The following is a 5398-nucleotide window of genomic DNA, read 5'->3' as shown; positions in this document are numbered from 1 at the left end:
GGTATTAGGAGCCTGACGATGACCTACTCTCACATGGGCAACGCCACACTACCATCGGCGCAGGTCTGTTTCACTTCTGAGTTCGGGATGGGATCAGGTGGTTCCAGACCGCTATGGTCGTCAGGCAAAACGGTTGATCACTGGGGGACGAGGTAGAACGATGTGATGTTGATTTCGTTTGAGCCTTGGCTCTGCGTTATCCGCAATTGTCTTGGGTGTTATATAGTCAAGCCGCACGAGCAATTAGTATCGGTTAGCTCAACGCCTCGCAGCGCTTACACACCCGACCTATCAACGTCCTGGTCTTGAACGGCTCTTCAGGGCCCTCGAGGGGCCAGGGAGATCTCATCTTGGAAGGGGCTTCCCGCTTAGATGCTTTCAGCGGTTATCCTATCCGAACATAGCTACCGGGCAATGCCACTGGCGTGACAACCCGAACACCAGAGGTTCGTCCACTCCGGTCCTCTCGTACTAGGAGCAGCTTTCCTCAAATCTCCAACGTCCACGGCAGATAGGGACCGAACTGTCTCACGACGTTCTAAACCCAGCTCGCGTACCACTTTAAATGGCGAACAGCCATACCCTTGGGACCGGCTTCAGCCCCAGGATGTGATGAGCCGACATCGAGGTGCCAAACACCGCCGTCGATGTGAACTCTTGGGCGGTATCAGCCTGTTATCCCCGGAGTACCTTTTATCCGTTGAGCGATGGCCCTTCCATACAGAACCACCGGATCACTATGACCTACTTTCGTACCTGCTCGACGTGTCTGTCTCGCAGTCAAGCGGGCTTGTGCCATTACACTAACCGCACGATGTCCGACCGTGCTTAGCCCACCTTTGTGCTCCTCCGTTACGCTTTGGGAGGAGACCGCCCCAGTCAAACTACCCACCACACAGTGTCCTCATCCCCGATAAGGGGACCAAGTTAGAACCTCAAACATGTCAGGCTGGTATTTCAAGGTTGGCTCCATGAGAACTGGCGTTCCCACTTCAAAGCCTCCCAGCTATCCTACACAAACATGCTCAAAGTTCACTGTGAAGCTATAGTAAAGGTTCACGGGGTCTTTCCGTCTAGCCGCGGATACACCGCATCTTCACGGCGATTTCAATTTCACTGAGTCTCGGGTAGAGACAGCGCCCCCATCGTTACGCCATTCGTGCAGGTCGGAACTTACCCGACAAGGAATTTCGCTACCTTAGGACCGTTATAGTTACGGCCGCCGTTTACCGGGGCTTCGATCAAGAGCTTCGCACGAATGCTAACCCCATCAATTAACCTTCCGGCACCGGGCAGGCGTCACACCGTATACGTCCACTTTCGTGTTAGCACAGTGCTGTGTTTTTAATAAACAGTCGCAGGGGCCTGGTATCTTCGACCGGCTTCCGCTTCACCCGCAGGGGCTTCACGTACACGCCGGCGTGCCTTCTCCCGAAGTTACGGCACCATTTTGCCTAGTTCCTTTACCCGAGTTCTCTCAAGCGCCTTGGTATTCTCTACCTGACCACCTGTGTCGGTTTGGGGTACGGTCTCGAATAGCCTGAAGCTTAGAAGATTTTCCTGGAAGCAGGGCATCAATGACTTCCCGCTCGTATGAGCAGTCGTCGTCACGTCTCAGGATTGAGGACCCGGATTTGCCTAAGTCCTCTCCCTACTCGCTTAAACCGGGACAACCGTCGCCCGGCTCACCTAGCCTTCTCCGTCTCTCCATCGCAGCTATCCAAGGTACGGGAATATTAACCCGTTTCCCATCGACTACACCTTTCGGTCTCGCCTTAGGGGCCGACTCACCCTGCGCCGATTAGCGTTGCGCAGGAACCCTTGGTCTTCCGGCGTGGGAGTTTTTCACTCCCATTGTCGTTACTCATGTCAGCATTCGCACTTCTGATACCTCCAGCATGCTTCTCAACACACCTTCGCAGGCTTACAGAACGCTCCCCTACCCCGCATACAAAGTATGCAGCCGCAGCTTCGGTAACCAGTTTGAGCCCCGTTACATCTTCCGCGCAGGCCGACTCGACTAGTGAGCTATTACGCTTTCTTTAAAGGATGGCTGCTTCTAAGCCAACCTCCTAGCTGTCTGAGCCTTCCCACATCGTTTCCCACTTAACTGGTATTTGGGGACCTTAGCTGGCGGTCTGGGTTGTTTCCCTCTTCACGATGGACGTTAGCACCCACCGTGTGTCTCCCGGATAGTACTCACAGGTATTCGGAGTTTGCATCGGGTTGGTAAGTCGGGATGACCCCCTAGCCGAAACAGTGCTCTACCCCCTGTGGTATTCGTCCGAGGCGCTACCTAAATAGCTTTCGGGGAGAACCAGCTATCTCCGGGCTTGATTAGCCTTTCACTCCGATCCACAAGTCATCCCCTGGCTTTTCAACGACAGTGGGTTCGGTCCTCCAGTGCCTGTTACGGCACCTTCAACCTGCTCATGGATAGATCGCCCGGTTTCGGGTCTATGCCCAGCGACTAAATCGCCCTATTCAGACTCGGTTTCCCTACGGCTCCCCTATACGGTTAACCTCGCCACTGAACATAAGTCGCTGACCCATTATACAAAAGGTACGCCGTCACAGAACAAGTCTGCTCCGACTGCTTGTACGCATACGGTTTCAGGATCTATTTCACTCCCCTCACAGGGGTTCTTTTCGCCTTTCCCTCACGGTACTGGTTCACTATCGGTCAGTCAGGAGTATTTAGCCTTGGAGGATGGTCCCCCCATGTTCAGACAGGATACCACGTGTCCCGTCCTACTCGATTTCACTGAACTCAGGTTTCGGATACGGGGCTATCACCCACTATGGCGGCACTTTCCAGAGCCTTCTCCTACCAGTTGTTCAGCTTAAGGGCTGGTCCCCGTTCGCTCGCCGCTACTTAGGGAATCTCGGTTGATTTCTTTTCCTTCGGGTACTTAGATGTTTCAGTTCCCCGAGTTCGCCTCTTACACCTATGTATTCAGTGCAAGATACCGACCCGAAAGTCGGTGGGTTTCCCCATTCAGAGATGTCCGGATCACAGCTCGTTTGCCAGCTCCCCGAACCTTATCGCAGGCTTCCACGTCTTTCATCGCCTCTGACTGCCAAGGCATCCACCGTATGCGCTTAGTTGCTTGACTATATAACCCCAAGACAACTGATCACGATTCAACGCCCTTCACCAGGCAAGCCTGATAAAGCACCTTGATTCGAGACAGTCACTTGAAGTCATACACAACCACTTCAACGACAACACCGGATAACGCTTGAAATCGCTATCACATTGAACCTATTTCTCTCGGAGATAATGAGAAAAATAGCTTCGTGTTCTATCTCGTCCAATTTGTTAAAGAGCAAATCTGACCCAGTGATCAGAAAGAAGGTCTTCAGTGACGACTCTCAACCGAGTCACACAACTGAAAAACTTGTTTCTGTACACTGCTAACTCGCGTTAGTCAGTAAATTTGGTGGAGCTAGGCAGGATCGAACTGCCGACCTCCTGCGTGCAAGGCAGGCGCTCTCCCAGCTGAGCTATAGCCCCAATATAAAGCTATCAAGAATTATTCAGATCTAGGCGTCGGAGGCGCCGCATAGCCTGCTATGCAAGTCTTCGACAACGACGAGCTACGTAATTCTGGTGGGTCTGGGTGGACTTGAACCACCGACCTCACCCTTATCAGGGGTGCGCTCTAACCACCTGAGCTACAGACCCAATCACACGGGCCTGCAAAGACCCATCTGCTCTCTTTATTAGCCAACCAAGTAATTCGTGTGGACTCTGACCGAAGCATTCGGCTTCGTTTAAGGAGGTGATCCAGCCGCAGGTTCCCCTACGGCTACCTTGTTACGACTTCACCCCAGTCATGAACCACACCGTGGTGATCGTCCTCCCGAAGGTTAGACTAACCACTTCTGGTGCAATCCACTCCCATGGTGTGACGGGCGGTGTGTACAAGGCCCGGGAACGTATTCACCGTGACATTCTGATTCACGATTACTAGCGATTCCGACTTCACGGAGTCGAGTTGCAGACTCCGATCCGGACTACGATGCGTTTTGTGAGATTAGCTCCCCCTCGCGGGTTTGCAACCCTCTGTACGCACCATTGTAGCACGTGTGTAGCCCTGGCCGTAAGGGCCATGATGACCTGACGTCATCCCCACCTTCCTCCGGTTTGTCACCGGCAGTCTCCCTAGAGTTCTCAGCCGAACTGCTAGCAACTAGGGATAGGGGTTGCGCTCGTTACGGGACTTAACCCAACATCTCACGACACGAGCTGACGACGGCCATGCAGCACCTGTGTCAGAGTTCCCGAAGGCACCAATCCATCTCTGGAAAGTTCTCTGCATGTCAAGGCCAGGTAAGGTTCTTCGCGTTGCGTCGAATTAAACCACATGCTCCACCGCTTGTGCGGGCCCCCGTCAATTCATTTGAGTTTTAACCTTGCGGCCGTACTCCCCAGGCGGTCAACTTAGTGCGTTAGCTGCGCCACTAAGACTTCAAGAGTCCCAACGGCTAGTTGACATCGTTTACGGCGTGGACTACCAGGGTATCTAATCCTGTTTGCTCCCCACGCTTTCGCACCTCAGTGTCAGTGTTGGTCCAGGTAGCCGCCTTCGCCACTGGTGTTCCTTCCTATATCTACGCATTTCACCGCTACACAGGAAATTCCACTACCCTCTACCACACTCTAGCCTGACAGTTCGAAATGCCGTTCCCAGGTTAAGCCCGGGGCTTTCACATCTCGCTTATCAAACCACCTACGCGCGCTTTACGCCCAGTAATTCCGATTAACGCTTGCACCCTCCGTATTACCGCGGCTGCTGGCACGGAGTTAGCCGGTGCTTCTTCTGTGAGTAACGTCAATCCCAAAGGGTATTAACCTTTGAGCCTTCCTCCTCACTGAAAGTGCTTTACAACCCGAAAGCCTTCTTCACACACGCGGCATGGCTGGATCAGGGTTGCCCCCATTGTCCAATATTCCCCACTGCTGCCTCCCGTAGGAGTTCGGGCCGTGTCTCAGTCCCGATGTGGCTGATCATCCTCTCAGACCAGCTACGGATCGTCGCCTTGGTAGGCCTTTACCCCACCAACTAGCTAATCCGACTTAGGCTCATCCAATAGCGCAAGGTCCGAAGATCCCCTGCTTTCCCCCGTAGGGCGTATGCGGTATTAATCCGGGTTTCCCCGGGCTATCCCCCTCTACTGGGCAGATTCCTAAGCATTACTCACCCGTCCGCCGCTCGTCAGCGGGGAGCAAGCTCCCCCTGTTACCGCTCGACTTGCATGTGTTAAGCCTGCCGCCAGCGTTCAATCTGAGCCATGATCAAACTCTTCAGTTTAAATCATACAAGAATCCGAAGATCCTCTATTCTTGCTCAAGACAAAACTCAATTTCGACGAGTCACTGTCCTGATATTTC

Annotated in this window: 2 tRNA genes and 3 rRNA genes; all 5 read right to left on the bottom strand. The window is 53.3% G+C overall.

Annotated elements, in window-relative coordinates:
* Positions 1-10: 10 nt before the first annotated feature.
* Positions 11-125: ribosomal RNA gene (rrf, locus tag DYI22_RS17220) — 5S ribosomal RNA — on the bottom strand.
* Between the two features lie 97 nt (positions 126-222).
* A 23S ribosomal RNA gene (locus DYI22_RS17215) occupies positions 223-3116 on the bottom strand.
* A 325-nt stretch (positions 3117-3441) separates the two neighbouring features.
* Positions 3442-3517 (bottom strand) — tRNA-Ala (locus DYI22_RS17210).
* A gap of 94 nt (positions 3518-3611) precedes the next feature.
* Positions 3612-3688: transfer RNA gene (locus DYI22_RS17205), tRNA-Ile, on the bottom strand.
* A 90-nt stretch (positions 3689-3778) separates the two neighbouring features.
* Positions 3779-5318 (bottom strand): 16S ribosomal RNA (locus DYI22_RS17200).
* Together the 16S, 23S and 5S rRNA genes with 2 tRNA genes alongside form the textbook arrangement of a ribosomal RNA operon.
* Positions 5319-5398 lie beyond the last annotated feature (80 nt).

Source organism: Marinobacter lipolyticus (genome assembly GCF_018424605.1).
Classification (GTDB): Bacteria; Pseudomonadota; Gammaproteobacteria; order Pseudomonadales; family Oleiphilaceae; genus Marinobacter; species Marinobacter lipolyticus_B.
This window is presented reverse-complemented; position numbering and strand designations above follow the sequence as displayed.